Origin of the sequence: Vibrio sp. SSH13-20 (assembly GCF_040104475.1) — a bacterium.
Taxonomy (GTDB): Bacteria; Pseudomonadota; Gammaproteobacteria; order Enterobacterales; family Vibrionaceae; genus Vibrio; species Vibrio harveyi.
In genome coordinates, this window is record NZ_JBECOU010000002.1 from 629,979 (window position 1) to 653,047 (window position 23,069).

The 23,069-nt window shown below is 43.8% G+C and carries 21 protein-coding genes; 11 read left to right on the forward strand and 10 right to left on the reverse strand.

Going from position 1 to position 23,069, the window contains the following annotated elements:
- The first annotated feature begins 16 nt into the window (after window positions 1-16).
- Window positions 17-877 carry a LysR family transcriptional regulator gene (locus ABMY42_RS08120; RefSeq protein WP_005444964.1) on the forward strand — a complete coding sequence of 287 codons (861 nt, stop codon included), beginning with the start codon at window positions 17-19 and terminating at the stop codon, window positions 875-877.
- Between the two features lie 211 nt (window positions 878-1,088).
- The gene (locus ABMY42_RS08125) at window positions 1,089-1,631 is read left to right on the forward strand and encodes an isochorismatase family protein (RefSeq protein ID WP_009698436.1); all 543 of its coding nucleotides are present in this window, start codon (window positions 1,089-1,091) and stop codon (window positions 1,629-1,631) included.
- A 29-nt stretch (window positions 1,632-1,660) separates the two neighbouring features.
- On the opposite strand, the gene ABMY42_RS08130 is transcribed toward ABMY42_RS08125, so the two are convergent.
- Window positions 1,661-2,557 carry a 1-aminocyclopropane-1-carboxylate deaminase/D-cysteine desulfhydrase gene (locus ABMY42_RS08130; protein ID WP_005444968.1) on the reverse strand — a complete coding sequence of 299 codons (897 nt, stop codon included), beginning with the start codon at window positions 2,555-2,557 and terminating at the stop codon, window positions 1,661-1,663.
- Window positions 2,558-2,790: 233 nt separating this feature from the next.
- Between ABMY42_RS08130 and ABMY42_RS08135 the strand changes: the two genes are divergently transcribed.
- The gene (locus ABMY42_RS08135) at window positions 2,791-4,044 is read left to right on the forward strand and encodes a leucine-rich repeat-containing protein kinase family protein (RefSeq protein WP_349266182.1); all 1,254 of its coding nucleotides are present in this window, start codon (window positions 2,791-2,793) and stop codon (window positions 4,042-4,044) included.
- A 99-nt stretch (window positions 4,045-4,143) separates the two neighbouring features.
- Here ABMY42_RS08135 and ABMY42_RS08140 read toward each other — a convergent pair whose 3' ends face one another.
- The gene (locus tag ABMY42_RS08140) at window positions 4,144-5,430 is read right to left on the reverse strand and encodes a HAMP domain-containing sensor histidine kinase (protein ID WP_009698434.1); all 1,287 of its coding nucleotides are present in this window, start codon (window positions 5,428-5,430) and stop codon (window positions 4,144-4,146) included.
- Window positions 5,427-6,104, reverse strand: a complete 678-nt coding sequence (locus ABMY42_RS08145) for a response regulator transcription factor (protein ID WP_017817883.1) — start codon at window positions 6,102-6,104, stop codon at window positions 5,427-5,429. Before ABMY42_RS08145 ends, ABMY42_RS08140 begins: the two co-directional genes overlap by 4 nt.
- A gap of 152 nt (window positions 6,105-6,256) precedes the next feature.
- On the opposite strand from ABMY42_RS08145, the gene ABMY42_RS08150 reads away from it, so the two are divergent.
- The 8 genes from ABMY42_RS08150 (at window position 6,257) to ABMY42_RS08185 (ending at window position 16,381) form a co-directional block, all read left to right on the forward strand.
- Window positions 6,257-7,297, forward strand: coding sequence for a glycosyltransferase family 2 protein (locus tag ABMY42_RS08150; protein ID WP_005444975.1), 1,041 nt, complete (start codon window positions 6,257-6,259; stop codon window positions 7,295-7,297).
- A gap of 2 nt (window positions 7,298-7,299) precedes the next feature.
- Window positions 7,300-8,769, forward strand: coding sequence for a glycosyltransferase family 39 protein (locus ABMY42_RS08155; protein WP_005444982.1), 1,470 nt, complete (start codon window positions 7,300-7,302; stop codon window positions 8,767-8,769).
- Between the two features lie 237 nt (window positions 8,770-9,006).
- Complete coding sequence (locus ABMY42_RS08160) at window positions 9,007-9,399, forward strand: GtrA family protein (RefSeq protein ID WP_349266183.1); 393 nt, start codon at window positions 9,007-9,009, stop codon at window positions 9,397-9,399.
- Window positions 9,400-9,781: 382 nt separating this feature from the next.
- Window positions 9,782-11,878, forward strand: a complete 2,097-nt coding sequence (locus ABMY42_RS08165; RefSeq protein ID WP_005444986.1) for a methyl-accepting chemotaxis protein — start codon at window positions 9,782-9,784, stop codon at window positions 11,876-11,878.
- 580 nt (window positions 11,879-12,458) lie between these two features.
- Entirely contained in the window at window positions 12,459-13,124 is a 666-nt protein-coding gene (locus ABMY42_RS08170; RefSeq protein ID WP_050907271.1) for a PAS domain-containing protein, read from the forward strand.
- 27 nt (window positions 13,125-13,151) lie between these two features.
- Window positions 13,152-13,535 carry a RidA family protein gene (locus ABMY42_RS08175; RefSeq protein ID WP_005444990.1) on the forward strand — a complete coding sequence of 128 codons (384 nt, stop codon included), beginning with the start codon at window positions 13,152-13,154 and terminating at the stop codon, window positions 13,533-13,535.
- Window positions 13,536-13,575: 40 nt separating this feature from the next.
- The gene (locus tag ABMY42_RS08180) at window positions 13,576-14,982 is read left to right on the forward strand and encodes a cation:dicarboxylase symporter family transporter (RefSeq protein WP_005444993.1); all 1,407 of its coding nucleotides are present in this window, start codon (window positions 13,576-13,578) and stop codon (window positions 14,980-14,982) included.
- A 76-nt stretch (window positions 14,983-15,058) separates the two neighbouring features.
- Entirely contained in the window at window positions 15,059-16,381 is a 1,323-nt protein-coding gene (locus ABMY42_RS08185; protein ID WP_349266184.1) for a CoA-disulfide reductase, read from the forward strand.
- 74 nt (window positions 16,382-16,455) lie between these two features.
- Here ABMY42_RS08185 and ABMY42_RS08190 read toward each other — a convergent pair whose 3' ends face one another.
- The 7 genes from ABMY42_RS08190 to ABMY42_RS08220 are packed head-to-tail and all read right to left on the reverse strand — an operon-like array spanning window position 16,456 to window position 23,067.
- A complete protein-coding gene (locus ABMY42_RS08190; RefSeq protein WP_349266185.1) occupies window positions 16,456-17,415 on the reverse strand; it encodes a hypothetical protein in 960 nt (319 codons plus the stop codon).
- A gap of 3 nt (window positions 17,416-17,418) precedes the next feature.
- The gene (locus tag ABMY42_RS08195) at window positions 17,419-18,363 is read right to left on the reverse strand and encodes a hypothetical protein (RefSeq protein ID WP_349266186.1); all 945 of its coding nucleotides are present in this window, start codon (window positions 18,361-18,363) and stop codon (window positions 17,419-17,421) included.
- Window positions 18,364-18,366: 3 nt separating this feature from the next.
- Entirely contained in the window at window positions 18,367-19,266 is a 900-nt protein-coding gene (locus ABMY42_RS08200; RefSeq protein WP_349266187.1) for a hypothetical protein, read from the reverse strand.
- 3 nt (window positions 19,267-19,269) lie between these two features.
- Window positions 19,270-20,217, reverse strand: coding sequence for a hypothetical protein (locus tag ABMY42_RS08205; protein ID WP_349266188.1), 948 nt, complete (start codon window positions 20,215-20,217; stop codon window positions 19,270-19,272).
- 3 nt (window positions 20,218-20,220) lie between these two features.
- The gene (locus ABMY42_RS08210; RefSeq protein ID WP_349266189.1) at window positions 20,221-21,171 is read right to left on the reverse strand and encodes a hypothetical protein; all 951 of its coding nucleotides are present in this window, start codon (window positions 21,169-21,171) and stop codon (window positions 20,221-20,223) included.
- A gap of 3 nt (window positions 21,172-21,174) precedes the next feature.
- Window positions 21,175-22,119: a hypothetical protein gene (locus ABMY42_RS08215; RefSeq protein ID WP_349266190.1), complete on the reverse strand. Its 945-nt coding sequence runs from the start codon at window positions 22,117-22,119 to the stop codon at window positions 21,175-21,177.
- A gap of 3 nt (window positions 22,120-22,122) precedes the next feature.
- Window positions 22,123-23,067 (reverse strand): hypothetical protein, encoded by a 945-nt coding sequence (locus ABMY42_RS08220; protein WP_349266191.1) that lies wholly within the window; start codon window positions 23,065-23,067, stop codon window positions 22,123-22,125.
- Window positions 23,068-23,069: the final 2 nt, after the last annotated feature.

Below are 23,069 nucleotides of genomic sequence, written 5' to 3' on the forward strand. Positions count from 1 at the left end.
ACCTAAAAGTAGGACAATGAACGTAAGCTTTGATGATCTTCACTTGTTTAGCCAAACCGTGGTGCACGGTGGCATTAGCGCGGCAGCGCAGGCAAATCAATTGCAGCGCTCAAAAGTAAGCCGTCGCTTGCAGGAATTAGAGAAAGCCTTAGGCTGCCCATTATTGATCCGTACAACACGAACGATAGAGTTAACCGAACATGGTAAGCGTTTGTTTGAATTGGTTGGGCAACCGATAGAACATATTCAGCAAGGCTTGAATGTCATGCATGAATATCAACAAGAGTTGACGGGGAAAGTGCGTGTCGCGATTCCATCCGCCTTGATGAGCTCGGCAGCATTTAACTGGATTATAAACGAGTACACCACGCGTTATCCTGAGATGTCGGTTGAGATTGAAAACCATCAAGAGAGTGTGGATCTCAAGCGCCAAGCGTTCGATCTACAACTCCTACCGAGTGTGGCCAAAGTGTCTGATGACAGTTACGTTCAATTCAGCTTGTTGCCATATCGTAGCCACTTCGTTGCATCTCAAGCTTACCTTGAAGCGCATCCACCGCTGCAAAGTATGGAAGATTTAAAGCATCACCGTTTGCTAACAAATCGCTACAACGCCGATTTGTTAGACCCTGAACTTCATGTCGCTGTGAGATCGGACGATTTAAATTTGCTACGTCTAATGGCGATTGCTGGTAATGGCATCGCCTTTATTCCACAGGTGCATTCAAAGCCAGCGCTGGAGGACGGTAAGCTGGTCGAGGTTTTGCCGGAATTTACCCACCCTAAGCAGCATTTGACACTGATTTATCCTTCTAATTTGTTCTTACCCAATAAGGTAAAGGCATTGATTGATTTGTTTAGAGAAAAATTCAAATAGCGTGAGCAGACAGTCACTTTGTCACTTTGCTTGACGGCGGAGATACCGATTCTTGATTTAGAATGACTAGATCTTTAAATCGCCGCCGCGTCTACAAACCAAGTCATTCTCGCTGAACCTAGCATTTCGAGGTTACTTGGGTATACATTGATTATGTTCGAAAGCTTGGAGCAACAAAGAAAGGCGCTTCAAGCCCGCAAAGGAGATAAGAATGCTATCGAAAAATACAACTGGTCTTATTGTTGTCGATGTACAAGGTAAACTCGCAACCTTGATGCACGAAAGTGAAGCCTTGATTGAAAGCACCACCAAATTAGTCAAAGGCGCGAAAGCTCTGAATTTACCGATTGTTTGGCTTGAGCAAAATCCGGAACGTTTGGGACCAACAGTAGAACCGATCCGAGAGGTGTTGGATAAGGCGCACTTGCCGATCGCAAAGTACACTTTTGATGGTGTGAAAGAACCAACATTCAAACTTGCAGTAGAAAACGCCAATGTTGATACGTGGTTAGTTTGTGGTATCGAAGCGCATATTTGCGTATATCAAACGGCGGTATCGCTGCGTCAAATGGGCTTCAAAGTGGAGCTTGTGACCGATTGCGTCTCTTCGCGAACAGCGGCAAACAAAGCACTGGCACTAGCAAAGTTAACCGCAAACGGAGTCGGTCTGACGAGCGTAGAGATGTGCTTGTATGAAATGGTAGAAGATTGCAGAGCGCCAGAGTTCAAATCTATCCTAGCGCTTATTAAGTAGCACGACTTCGTTAAGTAGCGCTACTTCGTTTATTCAAATTCTCGTTGATACCTTGGCAACATCGATTCGTTGCCAAGTAACCCACCTTGGTGGATATAAATCAACGTCTTATCTTCATTCTCTGCCAACCACGGCTGTAGGCATTGCCACATGTAAGGGTCATACAGTAGATCGAATTCTAGGTTGGTTTGATCGTAGAGCGCATTCCACGTCTCGTAATCACTTTGGTATAAACGACCGAAATGATGTTTATCGCGTACTGAGAGAATAGTAGGGTGATTTTCGGTTTCTAGCGTGTTGAATTGCTCAGTGAGGTAGTGCGCATCACCCACACAAGCACAGGTCACGACCTCGATTCCATGAGGTTTTAAGTGTTTACTTAAGTACAGTGCGGTGGTTCCGGTTCCCGATGGTAACGCCACTACAAACTGTTTTCTGCCTTCAAGGCGTGTCCAATCAAGCAGCTCTCTCGCTAGTTGTTTTACCCCAGCTTCGGCAATCTTCGCTTTACCACCTTCCGGGACGACCAAGGTCGTATCGTCCAAGCCTCGTACTTGCTCGATGTATTCGGTTGGATGCAGTGTTGAACCAAGGTCTTGCATCGCGGTGATGCTCATACCTAAATCAAGCGCACCTCGATAGTTGCCGATAGGGGAGTCTTTAAGCCAAGACGGAATATGTTGAACATAGAACTCGAAGTTCCAGCCTTTGATTTGCGCCAGAGCGGCAAGAGAATACATCGCATTGGATTGAGCTGAGCCGTAGCTGATGAGCGTTTTGGTATCGCTGTTCTGTGTTTCCATCAACGCCATAAATTTACGTGCTTTGTTCCCAGAAAAGTGAGAATGCAGCATGTCATCACGCTTAAGAAAAAACGTGTGACCATTAAAGTTATGTTGAGTTATCGGGCTTTCAGAGAGTTTCATGCTACTGCTGACGTGTCCAACCACGCGACCTTGCCGTTAAAAATGGCGCGTAGTGTAACGCCATTAAACCCAGATAAAAAGGCTGGGTTTCAGAGCATCAGATTCGGTTATTCCTGATGCTCTATCATAAGCACAATGGGTTTCTTTAATAAGACGATATTCCATGGCTCGCCTTTCTGCCTCAAGCCACGTAAACTACGCCGCTTATTTCTATTCAATCAGAAGGCTTGGTTTTGCAGACTCTAGAACAATTAAAAACAGGACAATTAGTAGGAATTAAACAACTAAAGTTGGCGGAAGGGCTGACAGAGTTTCCTATGGAAATTTTAGAGCTTGCAGACACGCTTGAAGTATTAGATTTATCTGGCAATGCACTGTCTGAATTACCACAAGAATTAGAAAAGCTTACCAAGCTAAAAATCATTTTTGCTTCGAACAACCTGTTCACGCACTTACCAGAGGTGTTGGGAAAGCTTCCAAGCCTAGAGATGGTTGGGTTTAAAACCAACAAAATTAAAGAGGTAAGTGAAGCGTCACTACCAACTCAGTTACGCTGGCTGATCCTGACAGACAATGAGATTGAAGTTCTTCCAAACAGTCTGGGTGAAAGGTCGCGCCTAAGAAAGCTTGCTCTGGCGGGCAATCGCATCAAGCAACTGCCAAACAGCATGGAAAACTTGGTCAACTTGGAATTGATTCGTTTATCTGCGAACCAGTTAGAGTACTTCCCGGATGTATTGATGAAGCTGCCTAAGTTGGCGTGGTTGGCTTTCGCAGGTAACCCATTCTGCAAGCATCCATCTTCGCTAGACAGTGTGCCTAAAGTGACCACAAGCAGTTACTCGCTTAACCATGTTCTTGGTCAAGGTGCGAGTGGTGTGATTTCTCACGCGAACTGGACTGACGCTCAATATGACTTCCCGAGTGAAGTGGCGGTGAAAGTGTTCAAGGGTGAGGTCACCAGTGATGGTTTCCCTCATGATGAACTTGAAGCATGTTTACAAGCTGGTCATCATGACAACTTGGTCAAATCTATCGCGCAAGTGGATGACGGTACTGAGCTTGCTCTAGTGATGGAGCTGATACCAAACAGCTACTACAACTTGGGTTTGCCACCAACTCTTGAAACTTGTACTAGAGACACCTTCCCAGAAGGCTTCAAGTTGACGATGACTCAAATTGAACTGATTGTAGAGCAGATGGTAGATGTGTTTAATCATCTGCATGACAACAAGGTGTGTCATGGTGATCTATACGCTCACAACACATTGGTTAACGCGCAAGGGCAGATGATTTTTGGTGACTTTGGCGCGGCGAGCATTTACGGATATTTATCGGACGAGCAGCAAGCAGCCATCAGAGCAATCGAGACGAGGGCATTGGCGTGCTTTATCGAAGATTTACTTTCTGTCGGTGACGCGTCTGAGGTGGGCTCTGAGAAGCATCAGCGATTGAGTACGCTAGCTGCATCTCTATACAACGCCTAACTCTACAACGCTTGGAGTCGAAAGGCATCGACGCACAGGAGTCGTCATCAGACGATAGTGCAAAGTCGGTGCCTTGGTCTGAGGGTGGAATGCACTTGGCTAGGTTTGATGTTCCAATGCAAGATTTATAACGGCTTCGCACCCACCGTCTGGGTGAGTTCCGATGTCAAATTGCCAGCCGTAGCGGTGACACAGGTCATCCACAATCATTAAACCCAACCCATGCCCTTCTGAATGAGGGATACTGGAAAAACCTTCCCCTTCATCACGAACCCAAATGGTATCCTCGTTCATGCCAATATGGATCGCCCCATATGGCGTTGCCGCAATGCCATTTCGAATCAAGTTACCAAGAATGATGGTCAAGACTGCATTGGTAGCGCGCGTTTTGGGGTTACCGTCTATCTGCACATCAAAACTGAGTGCTTTCTCATCCGCTTGCGCCTGACTTTGCGCAATAATTTGTGTGAGCTCTTCTTCGCTAATGCTTCGTACGGGTGAGTCGTCTGTATTACGTTCATATCGCACTAAGCCGAGTAGGGCGTCAACCATCGTCGACATTTGTTGCGTTGCATCTTGAATACGATGAACCTGTCGCGTTTGAAAATCCGTACTGGCGCTTCTCGCCAATAAACTGCTTGAGCCTTTCATTACCGTCAATGGTGTGCGTAGTTCATGGCTTGCATAACGTGCAAAAGCTTGCTCCCGCTTGATGACTTGATTGATCTTACGGCGATACTCATTAAGCTCATCCGCTAAGGTTTGAAACTCTTTTGCCGAACTTTCCGGCACACTAAAGGTTTGGGTTGGATCACCTTGGTGTTGGTCAAGTTGCGTTTTTAGGGCGTTAACAGGCTCGATCAAGCGTTGTGATAACCGCAGTAACAAGCTACCAAACAAGAACACCAAGATTGCGACGATAGACAGCACCATAGCAACCACCATGATGAACTCTTCGGTGGTAATTTCGATTTCATCAATCAGGGATACGAGGATTACTGGATGCTCTACACCTTTACTGGTGTAGGTGCTCATATAAATCATTCTTGAACTTGGCTCATCCCCGACTTCATCCAAAAAATGTTTTTTACCTATTAAATACTTCTGAAATGGGGCAGGTACTAAGGCAATGTCGTTGTAGGCGGTGGTCAATAGGTCTAATTGTATAACGCCTGCATTTGGATGAGATTGAAAGTGTTCGATCGCCTCTTTTTTATCGATCATGATCCGGCGCTCGCCGACACGATCTTCTGACCATAAAAGAGCACCAGTGATGAGTGCAAAGCAGAAAATACCGATAACGACAGAAACGAAAGAAAAAAACAGAGCGAGTCGCCCTGTCATACTTTGTGTGCTTTGCGTACTGGCAAGTAAGCGGTTGATCATGCTCCTGTCTCCAAGCGGAAGCCAACTTTTGGAACCGTAATGAGCACATGTTGTTCGAACGGCTTATCAACTTGGTTTCGCAGTTGGTAGATATGGCTGCGCAGTACGTCGTTGTTCGGCTCGTTCTCTTGCCATAGGCGAAATGCAATGTCTTCGCGAGTGACGACATCAGGTGCGTTCTTCACCAACATTTCCAAAATCGTATAAGTGGTCGGATTGAGGGCGAGAAGCTTATCTTGGCGATACGCTTTACGGGTTTTCTGATCGATTGAGACTTCACCATAGGTTAACTTGCAAGACGCGACCGTACCACGATAACGGCGAATCAAAGCGGTCATGCGTGCTTCCAATATGTCTAGATCGAAAGGTTTTGTCAGATAGTCATCCGCACCGTGGTTGAAACCTTTTAACATGTCGTCTCGACTGTCGAGTGCGGTGAGCATCAATACAGGCGTATTGTTGCCTGCTTCGCGTAATTTATTGCATACAGTCAAGCCATCCATGCGAGGTAGCATTAGATCAAGCAGAATAATATCGAAGGTATTTTCCATCGCTAATTTCAGACCTAGCTCGCCATTGTCAGCGTAATCGAGTTCCATACCCGCACACTCAAAATAGTCGAACAGCATGCCTGCAATTTCTCGATTGTCTTCGACCAAAAGTACGCGTTTCATGTATTTCTCTCCAATTTGGCAGGTTTTGGAAATTAGGGACTTTTCTTAACAGAACATTATGCACTAAGGGTGTGAAAAAGATGTCAACAACATCTCTTTCACATGGTGACTTGTAGACTGCATCCATTCATTGGATTTAGTGGAAGAGTAGCATGTCAACCTTCAACATTCACGCCGCAACCTTTTCAAAGGTGAGCCAACACGCTGAGCCTAAAACAGTCTTGTCTGTTGTGGTGCCATTCTTTAACGAGCAAGAAGTCTTGCCAGAATTCCATCGTCGTCTTACAGCAGTATTGGATGACATACCTGAGCGATGTGAAATCGTGTATGTCGATGACGGTAGCAAAGACGACAGTTTAATGATTGCGCAAAACTTTTCTCAATCTTCTAGCGACGTTCGCTGTCTAGCACTTAGCCGTAACTTTGGTAAGGAATCGGCGATGAGTGCCGGTCTTGAGCATTGTCATGGCGAAGCTGTGATCGTGATTGATGCCGACCTACAAGATCCACCAGAGCTTATTCCAAAGATGCTATCTAAGTGGCGTGAAGGTTACGACGTGGTCAACATGCAGCGCAGCGAACGCCATGGCGAGACATGGTTTAAGCGCTTTTCAGCGGCGTGCTTTTACAAAGTCCTAAACAGTATGGCGAAGCTTGATGTTCCGGAAAATGTTGGAGACTTTCGCTTATTAAGCGCCAACGTTGTCAAACACATCAATGCTCTGCCAGAACGTAATCGCTATATGAAGGGCATTTTTTCTTGGCCTGGATTTAAGCAAGTTACGGTGCCGTTTGAACGTGATGCTCGCTTTTGCGGTGAAACCAAATGGAATTACCTCAAGCTGATCGGACTCGCGATGGACGGTATTACTTCCTTTTCTATCCGTCCTTTACGCCTAGCAACGCTTGCAGGTGCGTTAGTTGCGTTCAGTGCATTTATCTACGGCGCATTCATTGTGATGAAAACGGTCGTATTTGGAGAGCCAGTTTCCGGCTATCCATCCATGATGGTGGTTCAACTCGCACTTGGTGGTGTCCAATTGCTCTCTATCGGATTGCTTGGTGAATACATCGGGCGCATTTTCATCGAAACCAAGCAACGACCTCTTTACCTTATCCAGTCTGTTTTCGAGCGACCAGCAAAACATCAAACCATCCAAGCTATGAAGTTTAAATTTGGAGAATCTGCGTAGTCATGAGTATTAATAAAACCCACCTATGGCTGTTGTTGGCGTTCGCGTTGTTACTTCGCCTTATTTCTTTGGCTACGTATCCACTTATGGATACGACAGAAGCTCGCTATGGCGAAATGGCGCGTTTGATGGTGGAGACAGGTAATTGGCTCACCCCACAATTTGATTACGGCGTGCCATTTTGGGGTAAGCCACCTCTGTTTACTTGGATGAGTGCGTATGGCATTGAGTTATTTGGGCTAAATGAGTTTGCGGTGCGTGCACCTCATTGGTTAGCGGGTGTCGCGACTATTATTTTTGTTGCAGCCATGGCGCACCGTGCTGGTTTTAGTGCGCTTGTCGCATCGTTAGTGTTGGCAACATGTGGCATTTTCTCGATTGCAGCGGGCGCGGTGATGACGGATATGGCACTCACGTTAGCTATGACAATGGCTATGTTTGGCTTTTATTATTGTTGGCTCGGAAAAGACAAACACAGCCAACTTTGGGGCTATCTGGGGTTCTTCGGTCTGGCGTGTGGGTTACTCGCAAAAGGTCCAGTTGCGATTGTTATCATGGGGATTGCTGTCTTTCCTTGGCTGGTTATTCAGCATGGCTTTTTTGGTGCTTTTAAAGCTTTGTGGCAGCGTTTTCCATTGATTTCAGGCTTAGCGTTGATGTTGGCGATCGCACTGCCTTGGTACATCATGGCGGAGATGGCGACGCCGGGGTTCATTGATTATTTCATTGTTGGTGAGCACTTTAAACGCTTTGTCGTAAGTGGATGGGAAGGGGACCTATATGGTTCTGCTCATGACCAACCACGTGGCATGATTTGGCTATTCTGGCTGCAATCGGCTGCGCCATGGTCGCTCGTGTTGCCTGTTCTGGTGTGGAAGCGCCGACACACAATCAAATCAATAGAAACGGATCATCAAGGCTTGTTTAGTTTCTTAATGTGTTGGCTGATCTCGCCAATGGTTTTGTTCACTATGGCAGGGAACATTTTGCCGGCCTACGTGCTACCAGGTGTTCCTGCATTGGGTATCCTGATTGCAATGTTAGTGGATAAATATGACTTTAAGTGGCTTACTGGCACGGCAGCAGTGTTACCTGTGCTGCTTATGATCGCTATGTTGGTCTTAAACATGGGCAAAGCAGACAGCCGAAGTGATCGTATTCTATTTGCAGAGATCACCGACAATGCACCTGTTTTTTACATTGGGAAACGTCCGTTCTCTGGTCAATTTTATAGCCAAGGACAAGCGAAAAAACTGGAAGATGTAACAGAGCTCAATCAACTAAATAAGTTCTACCTCATTGGTAAAGAACGACAAGTTGACAAGTTGATCCATGATAACGCCTTGAGCTGTACTAATGAGTTTACTGCTAAGTCAAAGCGCACGCTCTATACCTGCGTTATATACCCAAATAACCTCGAGATGCTAGGTTCAGCGAGAACGACTTGGTTTGTAGACGCGGCGGCGATTTAAAGGTCTAGTGGGTCGAAATCAAGAATCGGCAACAAAGTATACAAGCCAAGGCCCTTATATTTGCAAAGCGCGCCCTTTGGGAGCGTGTCTTTGACTCGCTTTTTTAGTCAAACAAATGGTCGCGTCAAACAACTTGGGAAGAGCTGGCTATTACACAGCGTTGTTTTCCTTGCTCTCGAATCAATGACAACGCTCTGAATTCTGCATCTTGAAGTCACTTGGGTATAGGGTAACGTGATGAGTAGATTATTGACATTTGCTATGGTGGGTGGTGTCGGCTTCATCGTCGATACCCTCATTTTTATGGTTTTATTTCAATGGGCTGGGGTCGAATTAATGATGGCTCGAGGGCTGGCATTTTGCGTTGCTGCGACCACAACATGGTTGGGCAATCGATGTTTGACGTTTTCGCAATCAACAAAGGATAGAGCATTTAACCAATGGCAAAAGTTTATGCTTAGCGCAAGCATCAGCGCATTACCAAACTTTGCCGTTTTCAAAGTCACTACACTCTTATTGGGTACACAAGGGACAACAGTTTACAATGCTTTAGTGATGGGAATTTTGGCGGGTATGGTGAGCAATTACTTGCTGAGTATGCACTGGGTGTTCCAACAATCGAGCGAATAATGGCTTGGTTATCCAGATAATAATTGCAGTGAAAACAAAAAGATGAGGAAAATTAAATGTGATCTAAATCACGAAATGATTAATCGACTCGTAAGCATACCTCTACTTTAATATTTGATTACTTTCATATAAAAGCCATCTTTTTTGTAAGGTTTAAGTTCCGTAAATACAAAGAGTTATACTATCAACTTAATCACTTTATTTATTGTGCAGCTCATTACCTTTAAATATAAAATCCCCTCGCCAGTTAATTCTGTTAATAAAATTGATCTTTCTGTTCTTTTTCTATTCATATCTTGGCGCCTCCTGTTCACTTCTGTTGTTTAAAATCCACGATATTTCAAAAACTAACGCCAACTTATTTTTAGTTACAGAGGTTTCTATGTTTAACAGTATACGAACGCGAATTGCGGTCAGCGCTGGTGGAGCGATGGCTTTCACTTTGCTTATTGCCATGGGAATGACCACAAACGCATTTACCGATGTAAACAAACAAGTGAACGAGAAGGTCAAAACGCAGTTAACAGATGCGACCAACACCGACTTGCAAAATACCGCAATTCAGCAAGGTTTGAATGTAGCCAACCAACTCGATCCTGTGTTGGCAAACCTTAAACAAGTACGTTCGATTATTGAGCTAAGTGCAGAGACAGATGCGAGCGCAGATCTTATTGTTAAACAGTTTACTGCCGCATTAGAAGCACAAAACAAAGCCGTATTTGCTGGTTATATGGTTTGGCAAGACAAAACATGGTCACAGCAAACGACTTTTAGTCCTGAAATCGGCTTTAACAGCCAAGGCTACCTCGCACCTTTCTTCTCTCCAAACGATAAGAATAGCTTTGACGCTGTCGCAATGGAGAGCTTTAGTAATACGGAGTTAAACAACAACGGTGAGCGTAAAGACGATTGGCACTTAATGCCTTACGAAACAGGCAAAACTTTCGTAATGGAGCCGTACTTTTATCCAGTTCGTGGTAAACAAGAGTTGATCACTACCATCAGTCAGCCAATTAAGCAGGATGGTAAAATCATTGGCTCACTCGGTTTTGATCTCTCGCTACACGAGCTGCAAAGTCAGAGTGAGTTGTTTGCACGAGACCTGTTTGAAGGACAAGGAAAAATCCTTATCACATCATGGAAAGGCATTACATTGGCAAACAGTCGTGATGCAGAAATGGTAGGCAAGAAGGTGTCTTCTGAGCTTGCAGCACAGTGGGCAAACATTCAGTCGATCGCGAAAGAAAAAGGCGCTGGTCTCGTTACTTTTGGTGGTGACGAATATGCGATTACGTCAATTGAAACGAGTGATGCTCCGTGGGTAGTCATGGTGTCAGTTCCCAGCAACTATCTTACAAAAAGCGTCGACACCTACCAACAATGGAGTGATGAGCAGAATACAAAAGCGCTTGAAAAAGGTGTGTGGGCGGGGATCATCGCTGCTCTTTTAGGTATTGCTGCTATGGCGTTTATTGCCAGCTCTTTAGGTAAAGTGCTCAATAACTTAGTCGAGCGCTTTAAAGATGCGGCACAAGGCGAAGGCGATCTGACCTACCGCATTGAAGTGAAAGGCAAAGATGAAACAGCGCAGCTTGCCCACTGGTTCAATACTTTCTTATCCCGTATGCAAGAAATGTTGTTGACGGTAATGAGCACGGCAGATCAGGTAGATAAGAACGCCACAGAAGGTCAAACGCGAGCAGCGGCATCTCGTGATCAACTCAACGCGCAGGTGAATGAAGTGAATTCACTGGCAACTGCAATCAATGAGATGAGTGCAACCGCGCAAGAAGTTGCAAACTCTGCGGTTCAAGCGGCTGCTGCAGCAAGCCAAGTGCAAAGCAACAGCCTAAATGGCATGACACGCATGGACAATGCGGCGAGTGCGGTCGATAACTTAGCGATGCAAGTCAACGATGCACAGCAGCAAACGCAAAACTTGGTCGATTCTAGTACCGCGATTCAGGGTATTTTGAGTGAGATTGGTGGCATTGCTGAACAAACCAACCTGTTGGCACTGAATGCAGCGATTGAGGCGGCACGTGCAGGTGAAGCGGGTCGAGGTTTTGCAGTAGTAGCGGATGAAGTTCGAAATCTAGCAAATCGTACTCAAGGTTCAACAGAAGAAATCCGCGCTATGTTGGCTCGCTTAGAACAAGAGACACAATCTATTGTCGTGTTGATGGAGCAAAGTCAGAAACAAGCCATTGATACCAAGGGCGAGACTCAAGCAGCGCATTTGGCTCTGTCTGAAATCAACCAAGCGATTGAAGTCATCAATGACATGAACAATCAGATTGCTTCTGCAGCTGAAGAGCAAAGCTCCGTTTCAGAAGAGATCAACCGCAATGTTGTGATCATCAACGATACGGCGGTAGAGGTGATGGACACCATGACATCATCGGTTGAAATCAGTAACGAGTTGACGGTCAAAGCTGGCGATCTTCACGGAGAACTCAGTAAATTCAAGCTTTCCTAGTTTGTTTTTACTACCCTATAGTTTTATCGAACCGAGCGCATCGAGCGCTCGGTTTTTTTATGTCCTAAATAACCTGTCCAATTTTTTCTTCTGTATCTGCGTCTTTTTAAATTCAGATTCGTCTTATAGGTATGGAATGGAAACAAGTCGATTGTACGCCCACATATCTCAAGGTGACTTAGATATACAAATTGGGTATGTGAGATGAAATTTTATTCATCTTGTGTCGTGGTTTTAGCGTTTTGATTGAAGTTGATTTTATAAATCAACTTGCATGTAGAATGAGAGTTTACCGTATGTGGTTTTTACTGAATTTTAGAACTTGTTCTAGATCATTAAAGTGTTCAAAAATGCAATCTTTGATTTTAAATATTTAAACTTTGACAAGGTTTAAGAAATTAAACCGAATTCATATGTTTTTGGTGATCTTGTTCAACTATTGTGCGTGATTTTGATCATTTATTCGATTTTTGCTGGTGTTTTGAGCGTGAATTTGCAGTTTACAGAAGTTTACTCTGTATTGCTGAACTTACCCGAAAGGAGTAGTTTTCAGTCATTGAGTTCAAAAATGTAAACCGAAATGATGAGCGTAAAGCAAGTTAGATTCACCGACGAAGACAGAGCATGTTTAAGCAACTATTTTCGCTTGGCAGATACAATCGCCGACTTGATCGGACCGTATTGCGAAGTCGTTATTCATTCATTTGAAAGCTTAGAAAATTCAGTCGTGAAGATTGTAAATGGTCATCATACTGGGCGTGAAATTGGCTCGCCAATCACTGATTTGGGCTTACGTATGTGGAGCACCTTCGAGAAAACGGGCGAGGTCTCTCCGAAGAGTTATTTCACCAATGCCGCCGATGGTTCGCTACTGAAATCGACCACGTGCATTTTGGCTGGTCCAGAGCAAAAGCCGATTGGCATGCTATGTATCAACATGAATTTATCTTTCCCATTCCCTGAGATCGTCAAGACGCTGATGCCACAGTGTCACGTATCACAAACCTTGGTCAGTGAGACCTTCAGTAACAACGCCAATGATGTCATCAAGCAAGCGTTAAGTGCTGCCACGCAAGAGGTTGACCAAGATGAGACGGTTTCAGCTAAAGGTCGTAACAAAGCCATTATTCGTTGTTTGTTTGATAACGGTGTATTTGAGCTAAAAGAGACGACGACACAAGTATCAGAGCAACTTGGGATTAGCCGCCAGGCGGTTTACAAGTTTATCCGAGAATTTAAATCATAATAAAATTAATCACTTAGGAGTTGTATCGTGAAAAAAATTATTGCCACTGAACAAGCACCAGCAGCTATCGGTCCTTACTCTCAAGGCACAGCTTACGGCGACATGGTTTACACATCAGGTCAGTTGCCACTGGTTCCAGAAACCATGCAATTTGTTGAAGGCGGCATCAAAGAACAAGCTCGTCAGTCACTAGAAAACTTAAAAGCAGTTCTAGAAGCAAGCGGTGCGGGTCTAGACACAGTATTGAAGACGACATGCTTCCTATCAGACATGGAAAACTTCGCCGCCTTTAACGAAGTGTACACAGAGGTATTTGGTACAGAAAACGCACCCGCTCGCTCTTGCGTTGAAGCAGCAAGACTACCAAAAGACGCATTGGTTGAAGTTGAAGCCATTGCATACAAAAAGTAACCGATTTTCGGACATAAATGGGTATCAATAGGAGATTCTCATGAGCGTTTCATTTATTGGATTGAGCATCTTGTTCTTTGGGTTCTACGCATTACTTGCGAACTTCAAAAAACAAAAGAAAAGCTTTAACTTCCGCGTACTGAGTGCGCTTGCTGCTGGCCTGTTATTCGGCGGTGCAATTCAGCTCGTATTCGGCGTAGGCAACGTTGCAACGGCAGGTTTTGCTGAACTGATTTCTGTGTTCGGTAAAGGCTACATCAAGCTTCTACAAATGATCGTAATCCCACTAGTATTTGTGGCGATGATCTCTTCGATCATGAACGTAGAAGGCGGCGGTGCACTATCGCGTATCGCACCAAAAATCATCGGTATTCTACTTTTCACTTGTGCTATTTCTGCTGCAGTGGGCATCGCAAGTATTTACCTGTTCGGTATCGATGCAAACGCACTAGTGAGCACTATCGGCACTAACAGCGCTATTGAAGCGCGTGGCGACTCTCTGATTGCAACGCAAGATGCGATGGCGAGCAGCGGCCTGTCAGGTATGGCTCTGTCTATCATCCCAACGAACATCTTTGACATGCTAACGGGCTCTCAACGTACTTCGACGCTATCGACCGTCCTGTTCGGTATGTTCCTTGGCTACTGTATCCTGCAAGTGAAAAACCGTAAGCCAGAGAAAGTGCAAAACTTTGTTGATTTCATCAACTCAGCAAAAGAAGTAGTGCTTTCAATGGTACGTGAAATTCTGAAGCTGACGCCTTACGGTGTATTTGCTCTGATGACTACGTTCATGATGACAAACGATTTGTTCGCACTAGCAGAAATGGGTCGATTCCTACTAGCAAGCTACGTGGCAATCGGTGTAATGTTCGCTATCCACTTCGTGATGGTGTCTTTGTTCGGTCTGTCTCCTGCTAAGTTCATGAAGAAAATCTGGCCAGTGCTCGTATTTGGCTTCGGTTCTCGCTCAAGCATGGCGGCAATCCCACTAAACGTTGAAACTCAAACTCAACGTCTAGGTGTGGACGAAGAAACAGCAAACATGTCAGCAACATTCGGTACCAGTATCGGTCAGAACGGTTGTGCGGGTATCTACCCAGCAATGCTAGCTATCATGGCGGCTCAAGTAATGGGCATGCCAGTTGACCTAGGCTTCATCCTACAACTGATTGCTGTAATCGCGATTGCTTCATTCGGTATCGCAGGTGTTGGTGGCGGTGCAACGTTCGCAGCAGTAGCGGTACTAACCATCATGGGTCTAGACATTACGGTTGTGGCGATTCTGGTTTCTATCGAAGCGCTTATCGATATGGCTCGTACCGCGCTTAACATCTCTGGCTCAATGTTGTCAGGCGTGCTAACCGCGAAGAAGAATGGCTCACTAAACACTGAGCAATACAACGCAGATGTGGCTGCAACAGTGTCAAAAGAAGCAGCAGTGTAATTTCCAAACTTAATAAAGAGCACCCAACGCGGGTGCTCTCCGTTTTTCCTGAGTTCAGGTTATTTAGGTAATAAATATGAAAGTTGTTGTCGTAGGCGGTAGCGCTGCAGGTATGAGTTTCGCAGCGAAATACAAACGTAATCAGCCATCAGATGAAGTGATTGTGCTGGATAAGCGCGATTACATCTCGTTTGGTGCGTGTGGTTTACCTTATTTTGCTGGTGGCATGTTTGATGACACTGAGCGCATGATTTCTCGTACGCCAGAACAAGCGATTAAATCTGGTTTAGACGTGCGCATTGAAACTGAAATGGTGGCACTAGACCGCACAAAAAAGCAGATTAAAGTTCGTCACCAAGGTGAAGAAAACATCATCGATTACGATATGTTGGTGATTGCCACGGGCGCGCGTCCAATCGTGCCATCGTTTGGCGAGTTCAACCCAGAGCACGTATACACGCTAACCAGCATGGAAGATGGTTTGGCAGTAAAAGAAGCGCTTAAGGACAGCAACAAACAACGCATTTGTGTGATTGGCGGTGGTTTTATCGGTCTTGAAGTGTTCGATGCTGCACACCTACTAGGTAAGCACGTCACCATCATTGAGCGTGAACAACACGTGATGAGTCGTCAGTTCAGCCCAGAAATGATTGAAGTGGTAGAAGGCGCGATTCGTGAATCTGGCGCTGAGCTTAAAACTGGTTGCAGCGTATCAGCCATTCGCGACGCAGAGCAGGGCGGTTACATCGTAGAAACCGACAACGGCAATGTTGAAGCAGACGTTGTGATCATGTCACTTGGTTTTAAACCAAACACAGAAGCATTCGAGTTACCAAAAGCAACGAACGGCGCATTGCTAGTGGATGAGTTTGGCGCAACAGAAGATGCACACATTTACGCTGTAGGCGACTGTGCAGTGGTTCACCATATGGCGCTAGGTAAATCAGTGTATGTTCCACTGGCAACCACAGCGAACAAGCAAGCGCGCATGATGGCTGACAAACTTGCTGGGAAAGACACTTACATGAGTGGCTTCTTGGGTTCATCTTGCTTGAAAGTGCTGGACTACGAACTGGCATGCACAGGCGTATCGGAACTTCTAGCTAAAGAACACGGTTTGGAAGTGAAGGTTTCAACCATTTCAGATAAGAACCAAACCGACTACTACCCAGGTCAAGAAGACATTAAAGTGAAGCTGGTTTACCACCCAGAAACCAATGTATTGCTTGGCGGTGAAATCGTTGGCAAGAAGGGCGCTGTAGGCCGAATCAATGCACTCGCTGTTGCCATCACTGCGAAGATGACCACACAGCAACTAGGCTATATGGACTTCTGCTACGCACCACCATTCGCACGTACATGGGATGCACTAAACGTTGCAGGTAACGTAGCGAAATAATTTAGTTATCCAAGTCAATTCAGATAAAACAAAAGGGCTCCAGAGTTATCTCTGGAGCCCTTTTTAATGCTGAACTATGAAGTGGGAGTGGCTCGCTGTTCACCTTCCGCTTTTAAGCGTTCGATTTCAGATTCCGTTTGCCACTTACCGTTGTATAGGTATTCACGCTCAGGAAGCGGGGCATTTGACGCCCTTAAATCAAATACCTCATCGGTTTGATATTCTCTACTACAAACTGGAATACTAAACAGTCTTGATTCTGGCTTCGATTCAAACAGTTTTTTGTGGTCATCTACCTCTGTACAATCCAGTTTGTAGACCTTTGACAGTTGCGCGACCATGGATTCTAAATCCGCTTCAGTTTTAAAGAAAACATAACAATCTGATCTATCCTGTGAGCGAAAGATAGTCTTATGAGCAGTATCTCGATATCTGCATATGTCCTGCTTAAAATAGAACTGAATCACTTTCCTTTTCTTGTTGTAGTCCGCAAAAAGCCTATCTTCTCGTTCGCCAACTTTAATTTCGGCTACTTCATCTGGTTGGCGTTTAAGCATTTTAAAGGAAACCAATATAAAGGCACCTGCGCCTGCTAGCGCCATTGGGCCAACAAGTAGTACCATTAATATACATACGATAGCACCAATCCAACCGACAGCTTGTGTAGCATTGTTCATCCAACGCGGTACAGTGCTTTGTGACTTAATGACAAAGCCTTTATCAGATAAGGTATAAGTATACCTTTTGACAAAGTTGAGCCTCAAAAGAAAATATATAACTGACGTGGATAAACAAAACCCGCTAGCTAGAGTTAGTGCGGATGATAAATTGTTTAAATCAGCAAGTACGAAAAAGAGAATAATGAAGATAGCTGCAGGAATCGAAGTCATCTTCAAATAAATGTATCTAGAAGCTTCTTCGACATTTTTTGTTTGCCAGTTTTTAAAGCCTTGACCAGAAGAAATCTCATGCTCTTGAGCCTCTTGATAAACCGCCAACTCTTCTGGGGTGATATAAAATGGTAAATAAGCCAAGGGTTACTCCTTGGCTGTTGTTAGTTCAGATTTAGATTTTTCAATCTCAGATTCGGTTCGCCACTTGCCGTTGTATATACGTCGCCATTCAGGAAGCGGGGCATTTTGAGCCCTAAGGTCAAAGGTATCGGCTACCGGAAATTCAAGACTACGAGAAGGGATATCTTCAATTCGAGGTTCAGGTCTTCCTTCAAAAAACGCTTTATGGTCTGGAAAATCAATACATTCAATGCCGTACTTGTATGAAAGGGTTTCTAGAATTGCGTCTAGGTCTTGAACAGTCTTAAAGAATAAGTAGCTATAACCACGAGTTTGAGCTCTGAAGACGGTGTGCTTCTCTAGATTCCATTTAGAACACTCGTCATACTTGTGGTAGAAGCGAATCACTTTACGCTTTTTGTTGTAGTAGGCGAACAGCCAATCTTCACGTTCGCCAACTTTAATTTCGGCTACTTCATCTGGTTGGCGTTTAAGCATTTTAAAGGAAACCAATATAAAGCCACCGGCTCCGACAAGAACCATCGGTACAGCAACTCCAACCATCAAGACACAAACTATTGCTCCAATCCAGCCCATGACTTGAGCCGCGGAGTTTACCCAATTCGGTAAATTACGTCGTTTTTTTATAACTAACCCGCGATCGGAGAAGGTGTAATCATACCGATTGTCCAAACCAAATGTCAGATAAGACACTCCAGACATGATTATCGTCAGCCCCGATAAAATGTAAGTTAAGATCATTTCACTACTATCATGTAGGAAATAGGTAAGGAAAAATAATGGGCTAACTGCGGCTATAGCAATCGATAAGTATAAGTATCGAAAAGGTTCCTCAATATCGTGCTTGTGCCAGACTGTCAGATTCATCCCATTAAGAATTTCTTGCTCTTGCGCTTCTTGATAAACCGCCAATTCTTCTGGGGTGATATAAAATGGTGAATATGCCAAGGGTTACTCCTTGGCTAAAATTGAAGATATATATTCTAAATCAGGTAATGGAGCGTTTGATGTTCGTAACGTTCCCACTGCTTCTAACGGGTAATGTGTCCCGCGGAATGGCGTTGTTTTGTATATTTCTGGAAGTTTCGAGAAATCGAATAAGTCTTTCGCTTTTTGGACTTCTTTACAATCCAGTTCAAACTCTTGATTAAGCATGTTTAAGGTTTCCTCTAATTGCTTTGGTGAAGAGACGAATAGATAGGAACTTCCAATAGAGTGGTATCTTGTTACCGTTGTTTTAGCAGTGTCTTGGTACGAGCAGTCATCGTGTTTATGATATAGTTCGATTACTTTTCTATTTTTGCAGTATTCACAACAAAGCCAATTTTCACGGAGAGCCACAAGTACTTCAGTCTCCTCATTTGGTTGTCGCTTTAGCATTCGAAACGAAACCAGTATAAACCCCCCGGCTCCGACAAGAACCACAGGTCCGGCAAACGCAACCATCAATATACATACAATAGCTCCAATCCAGCCCATGACTTGAGTTGCAGAGTTTACCCAATTCGGTAAATTACGTCGTTTTTTTATAACTAACCCGCGATCGGACAAGGTGTAATCATAACGATTGTCCAAACCAAATGTCAGATAAGATACACCAGACATGATTATCGTCAGCCCCGATAAAATGTAAGTTAAGATCATTTCACTACTATCATGTAGGAAATAGGTAAGGAAAAATAATGGGCTGACTGCGGCTATAGCAATTGATAAGTATAAGTATCGAAAAGGCTCTTCAATATCGTGCTTGTGCCAGGTTGTGAGCTCTTTCCCTTTTAGAATTTGTTGCTCTTGTTCTTCTTGATAAGCCGAAAACTCGTCTGGCGTGATGTAAAAAGGTAAATAAGCCAAAGGTTACTCCTTGGCTGTTGTTAGTTCAGATTCAGATTTTTCAATCTCAGATTCAGTTTGCCACTTACCGTTGTAAAGATACTTACACTCTGGGAGTGGGGCTTTCGAAGCCCTTAAATCAAACACCTCATCGGTTTTATATTCTCGACTACAAACAGGAATACTAAACAGTCTTGATTCTGGCTTTGCTTCAAACAGCTTTTTGTGGTCCTCGACCTCTGTACAATTCAGTTTGTAGACCTTTGACAGTTGCGCGACCATGGATTCTAAATCTGCTTCAGTTTTAAAGAAAACGTAACAATCGAATCGATCTTGTGAGCGAAAGATAGTCTTATGAGCAGTATCTTGGTATTCGCACCTATCATACTTAAAATAGAATTGGAGTACTTTTCTTTTCTTATTGTAATCAGCAAAGAGCCAATCTTCTCGCTCTCCAACTCTCACTTCTGTTGGGTCATCAGGCTGGCGTTTTAACATACCGAATGAGAATAAAATAAGAGCACCAGCTCCCGCTAATGCCATCGGACCTACCACCGCTACCATTACCACACATACCACTGCGCCTATCCAGCCAACAGCTTGCGTAGCGGTATTTATCCATTTAGGCATATTGCGACGCTTTTTCATCACAAAGCCTTTATCTGAAAAAATGTAGTCATAGCGATAGTCTCGTCCATACATGTAGTAGCTTAGCGAGTACACAAAAAATGTGACAAGTACCGATATGGCATCATTAACCCACCCTCTAGACCAAAAGCCAAGGAAGTAGAAAAATACAATTATCGGCAACATTGCCACAATCGAAATGAACAAATAAAGGTATCGATTTGGTTCTTCAATATCGTACTTACGCCACGTTGTTATATTGTCCCCTGTGAGAATTTCTTGCTCTTGCGCCTTTTGATAAACTGCCAACTCTTCTGGGGTGATATAAAATGGTGAATATGCCAAGGGTTACTCCTTGGCTGTCGTTAGTTCAGGTTTTGATTGTTCGATTTCAGATTCCGTTTGCCACTTGCCGTTGTAAAGGTATTCACGCTCAGGAAGCGGGGCATTTGACGCCCTTAAATCAAATACCTCATCGGTTTGATATTCTTTACTACAAACCGGAATACTAAAGAGCCTTGATTCTGGCTTTGCTTCAAACAACTTTTTATGATCATCGACCTCGGTACAATTCAGTTTGTAGACCTTTGACAGTTGCGCGACCATGGACTCTAAATCCGCTTCAGTTTTAAAGAAAACATAACAATCTGATCTATCTTGTGAGCGAAAGATAGTCTTATGAGCAGTATCTCGATATCTGCATATGTCCTGCTTAAAATAGAATTGGATAACTTTCCTTTTCTTGTTGTAGTCCGCAAAAAGCCAATCTTCTCGTTCGCCAACTTTAATTTCGGCTACTTCATCTGGTTGGCGTTTAAGCATTTTAAAGGAAACCAATATAAAGGCACCTGCGCCTGCTAGCGCCATTGGGCCAACAAGTACTATCATTAATATACATACGATAGCACCAATCCAACCGACAGCTTGTGTAGCATTGTTCATCCAACGCGGTACAGTGCTTTGTGACTTAATGACAAAGCCTTTATCAGATAAGGTATAAGTATACCTTTTGACAAAGTTGAGCCTCAAAAGAAAATATATAACTGACGTGGATAAACAAAACCCGCTAGCTAGAGTTAGTGCGGATGATAAATTGTTTAAATCAGCAAGTACGAAAAAGAGAATAATGAAGATAGCTGCAGGAATCGAAGTCATCTTCAAATAAATGTATCTAGAAGCTTCTTCGACATTTTTTGTTTGCCAGTTTTTAAAGCCTTGACCAGAAGAAATCTCATGCTCTTGAGCCTCTTGATAAACCGCCAACTCTTCTGGGGTGATATAAAATGGTAAATAAGCCAAGGGTTACTCCTTGGCTGTTGTTAGTTCAGATTTAGATTTTTCAATCTCAGATTCGGTTCGCCACTTGCCGTTGTAAAGGTATTCCCATTCAGGGATAGGAGCGTTTTGAGCTCTAAGTTCAAACGTATCATCCAAAGGGAACTCTAGGCTTCTTGCTGGTTCCGAGAGCAATTCGTCAGGTGAATAAGCATTGAACAAGGCTTTGATATCCTCGAATTCGGTACATTTAAGTTGATACTCTTCAGAGAGCTTTTCCAGTACTCTCTTTAAGTCATTGGTTGACTTAAAAAATAGAAAACTCCTACCGCGATTATGGCATCGATTAACGGTCGTTTTCGCTACATCTCTGTAATCGCAATCGTCATACTTATGATAGAGAGTAATAACCTTGCGTTGTTTGTTGTAATAAGCAAATAGCCAATCTTCACGCTCTCCGATTTTAATGTCTGTTGGTTCATCCGGTTGGCGTTTAAGCATGCGAAATGAAACCAATATAAAGCCACCGGCTCCGACAAGTGTCACCGGTCCAGCAGCCCCAACCATCAAAACACAAACTATTGCGCCAATCCAGCCCATGACTTGAGTTGCAGAGTTTACCCAATTCGGTAAATTACGTCGTTTTTTTATAACCAACCCGCGATCGGACAAGGTGTAATCATAACGATTGTCCAAACCAAATGTCAGATAAGACACACCAGACATAATTATCGTTAGACCCGACAAAATGTAAGTTAAGATCATTTCGCTACTATCATGTAGGAAATAGGTAAGAACAAATAATGGGCTGACTGCGGCTATAGCAATCGATAAGTATAAGTATCGAAAAGGTTCTTCAATATCGTACTTGTGCCAGACTGTCAGATTATTCCCATTAAGAATTTTTTGCTCCTGCTCTTCTTGGTATGCTGAAAATTCTTCTGGGGTAATATAGAAAGGTAAATAAGCCAAGGGTTACTCCTTGGCTGTTGTTAGTTCAGATTTAGATTTTTCAATCTCAGATTCCGTTTGCCACTTACCGTTGTAAAGGTATTCACGCTCAGGAAGCGGGGCATTTGACGCCCTTAAATCAAGTACCTCATCGGTTTTATATTCTCTATTACAAACAGGAATGTTAAACAGTCTAGCTTCTGGCTTCGATTCAAACAGCTTTTTGTGGTCATCTACTTCTGTACAATCCAGCTTATATTCCGTAGCTAACTGATTTACCATCGATTCTAAGTCCGTTTCTGTTTTGAAAAATACGTAGCAATCAGATCTACTATGTGAACGGACAATGGTGTTGTGTTCCATATCGATATATTCACACTTATCCTGCTTAAAGTAGAACTGGATCACTTTGCGCTTTTTGTTATAGTCGGCAAACAACCAATCTTCACGCTCTGCAACTCTCACTTCTGTTGGTTCATCGGGTTGGCGTTTAAGCATGCGAAATGAAACCAATATAAAGCCACCGGCTCCGACAAGTGTCACCGGTCCAGCAGCCCCAACCATCGAAACACAAACTATTGCGCCAATCCAGCCCATGACTTGAGTTGCAGAGTTTACCCAATTCGGTAAATTACGTCGTTTTTTTATAACCAACCCGCGATCGGACAAGGTGTAATCATAACGATTGTCCAAACCAAATGTCAGATAAGACACACCAGACATAATTATCGTTAGACCCGACAAAATGTAAGTTAAGATCATTTCGCTACTATCATGTAGGAAATAGGTAAGAACAAATAATGGGCTGACTGCGGCTATAGCAATCGATAAGTATAAGTATCGAAAAGGTTCTTCAATATCGTACTTGTGCCAGACTGTCAGATTATTCCCATTAAGAATTTTTTGCTCCTGCTCTTCTTGGTATGCTGAAAATTCTTCTGGGGTAATATAGAAAGGTAAATAAGCCAAAG

Coding starts and splice junctions, on each gene's coding strand:
- ABMY42_RS08160 (WP_349266183.1), top strand. CDS start 9,007: ATGAGTAGATTATTGACATTTGCTATGGTGGGTGGTGTCGGCTTCATC.
- ABMY42_RS08180 (WP_005444993.1), top strand. CDS start 13,576: ATGAGCGTTTCATTTATTGGATTGAGCATCTTGTTCTTTGGGTTCTAC.
- ABMY42_RS08155 (WP_005444982.1), top strand. CDS start 7,300: ATGAGTATTAATAAAACCCACCTATGGCTGTTGTTGGCGTTCGCGTTG.
- ABMY42_RS08120 (WP_005444964.1), top strand. CDS start 17: ATGAACGTAAGCTTTGATGATCTTCACTTGTTTAGCCAAACCGTGGTG.
- ABMY42_RS08165 (WP_005444986.1), top strand. CDS start 9,782: ATGTTTAACAGTATACGAACGCGAATTGCGGTCAGCGCTGGTGGAGCG.
- ABMY42_RS08185 (WP_349266184.1), top strand. CDS start 15,059: ATGAAAGTTGTTGTCGTAGGCGGTAGCGCTGCAGGTATGAGTTTCGCA.
- ABMY42_RS08150 (WP_005444975.1), top strand. CDS start 6,257: ATGTCAACCTTCAACATTCACGCCGCAACCTTTTCAAAGGTGAGCCAA.
- ABMY42_RS08170 (WP_050907271.1), top strand. CDS start 12,459: ATGATGAGCGTAAAGCAAGTTAGATTCACCGACGAAGACAGAGCATGT.
- ABMY42_RS08145 (WP_017817883.1), bottom strand. CDS start 6,104: ATGAAACGCGTACTTTTGGTCGAAGACAATCGAGAAATTGCAGGCATG.
- ABMY42_RS08140 (WP_009698434.1), bottom strand. CDS start 5,430: ATGATCAACCGCTTACTTGCCAGTACGCAAAGCACACAAAGTATGACA.
- ABMY42_RS08130 (WP_005444968.1), bottom strand. CDS start 2,557: ATGAAACTCTCTGAAAGCCCGATAACTCAACATAACTTTAATGGTCAC.
- ABMY42_RS08125 (WP_009698436.1), top strand. CDS start 1,089: ATGCTATCGAAAAATACAACTGGTCTTATTGTTGTCGATGTACAAGGT.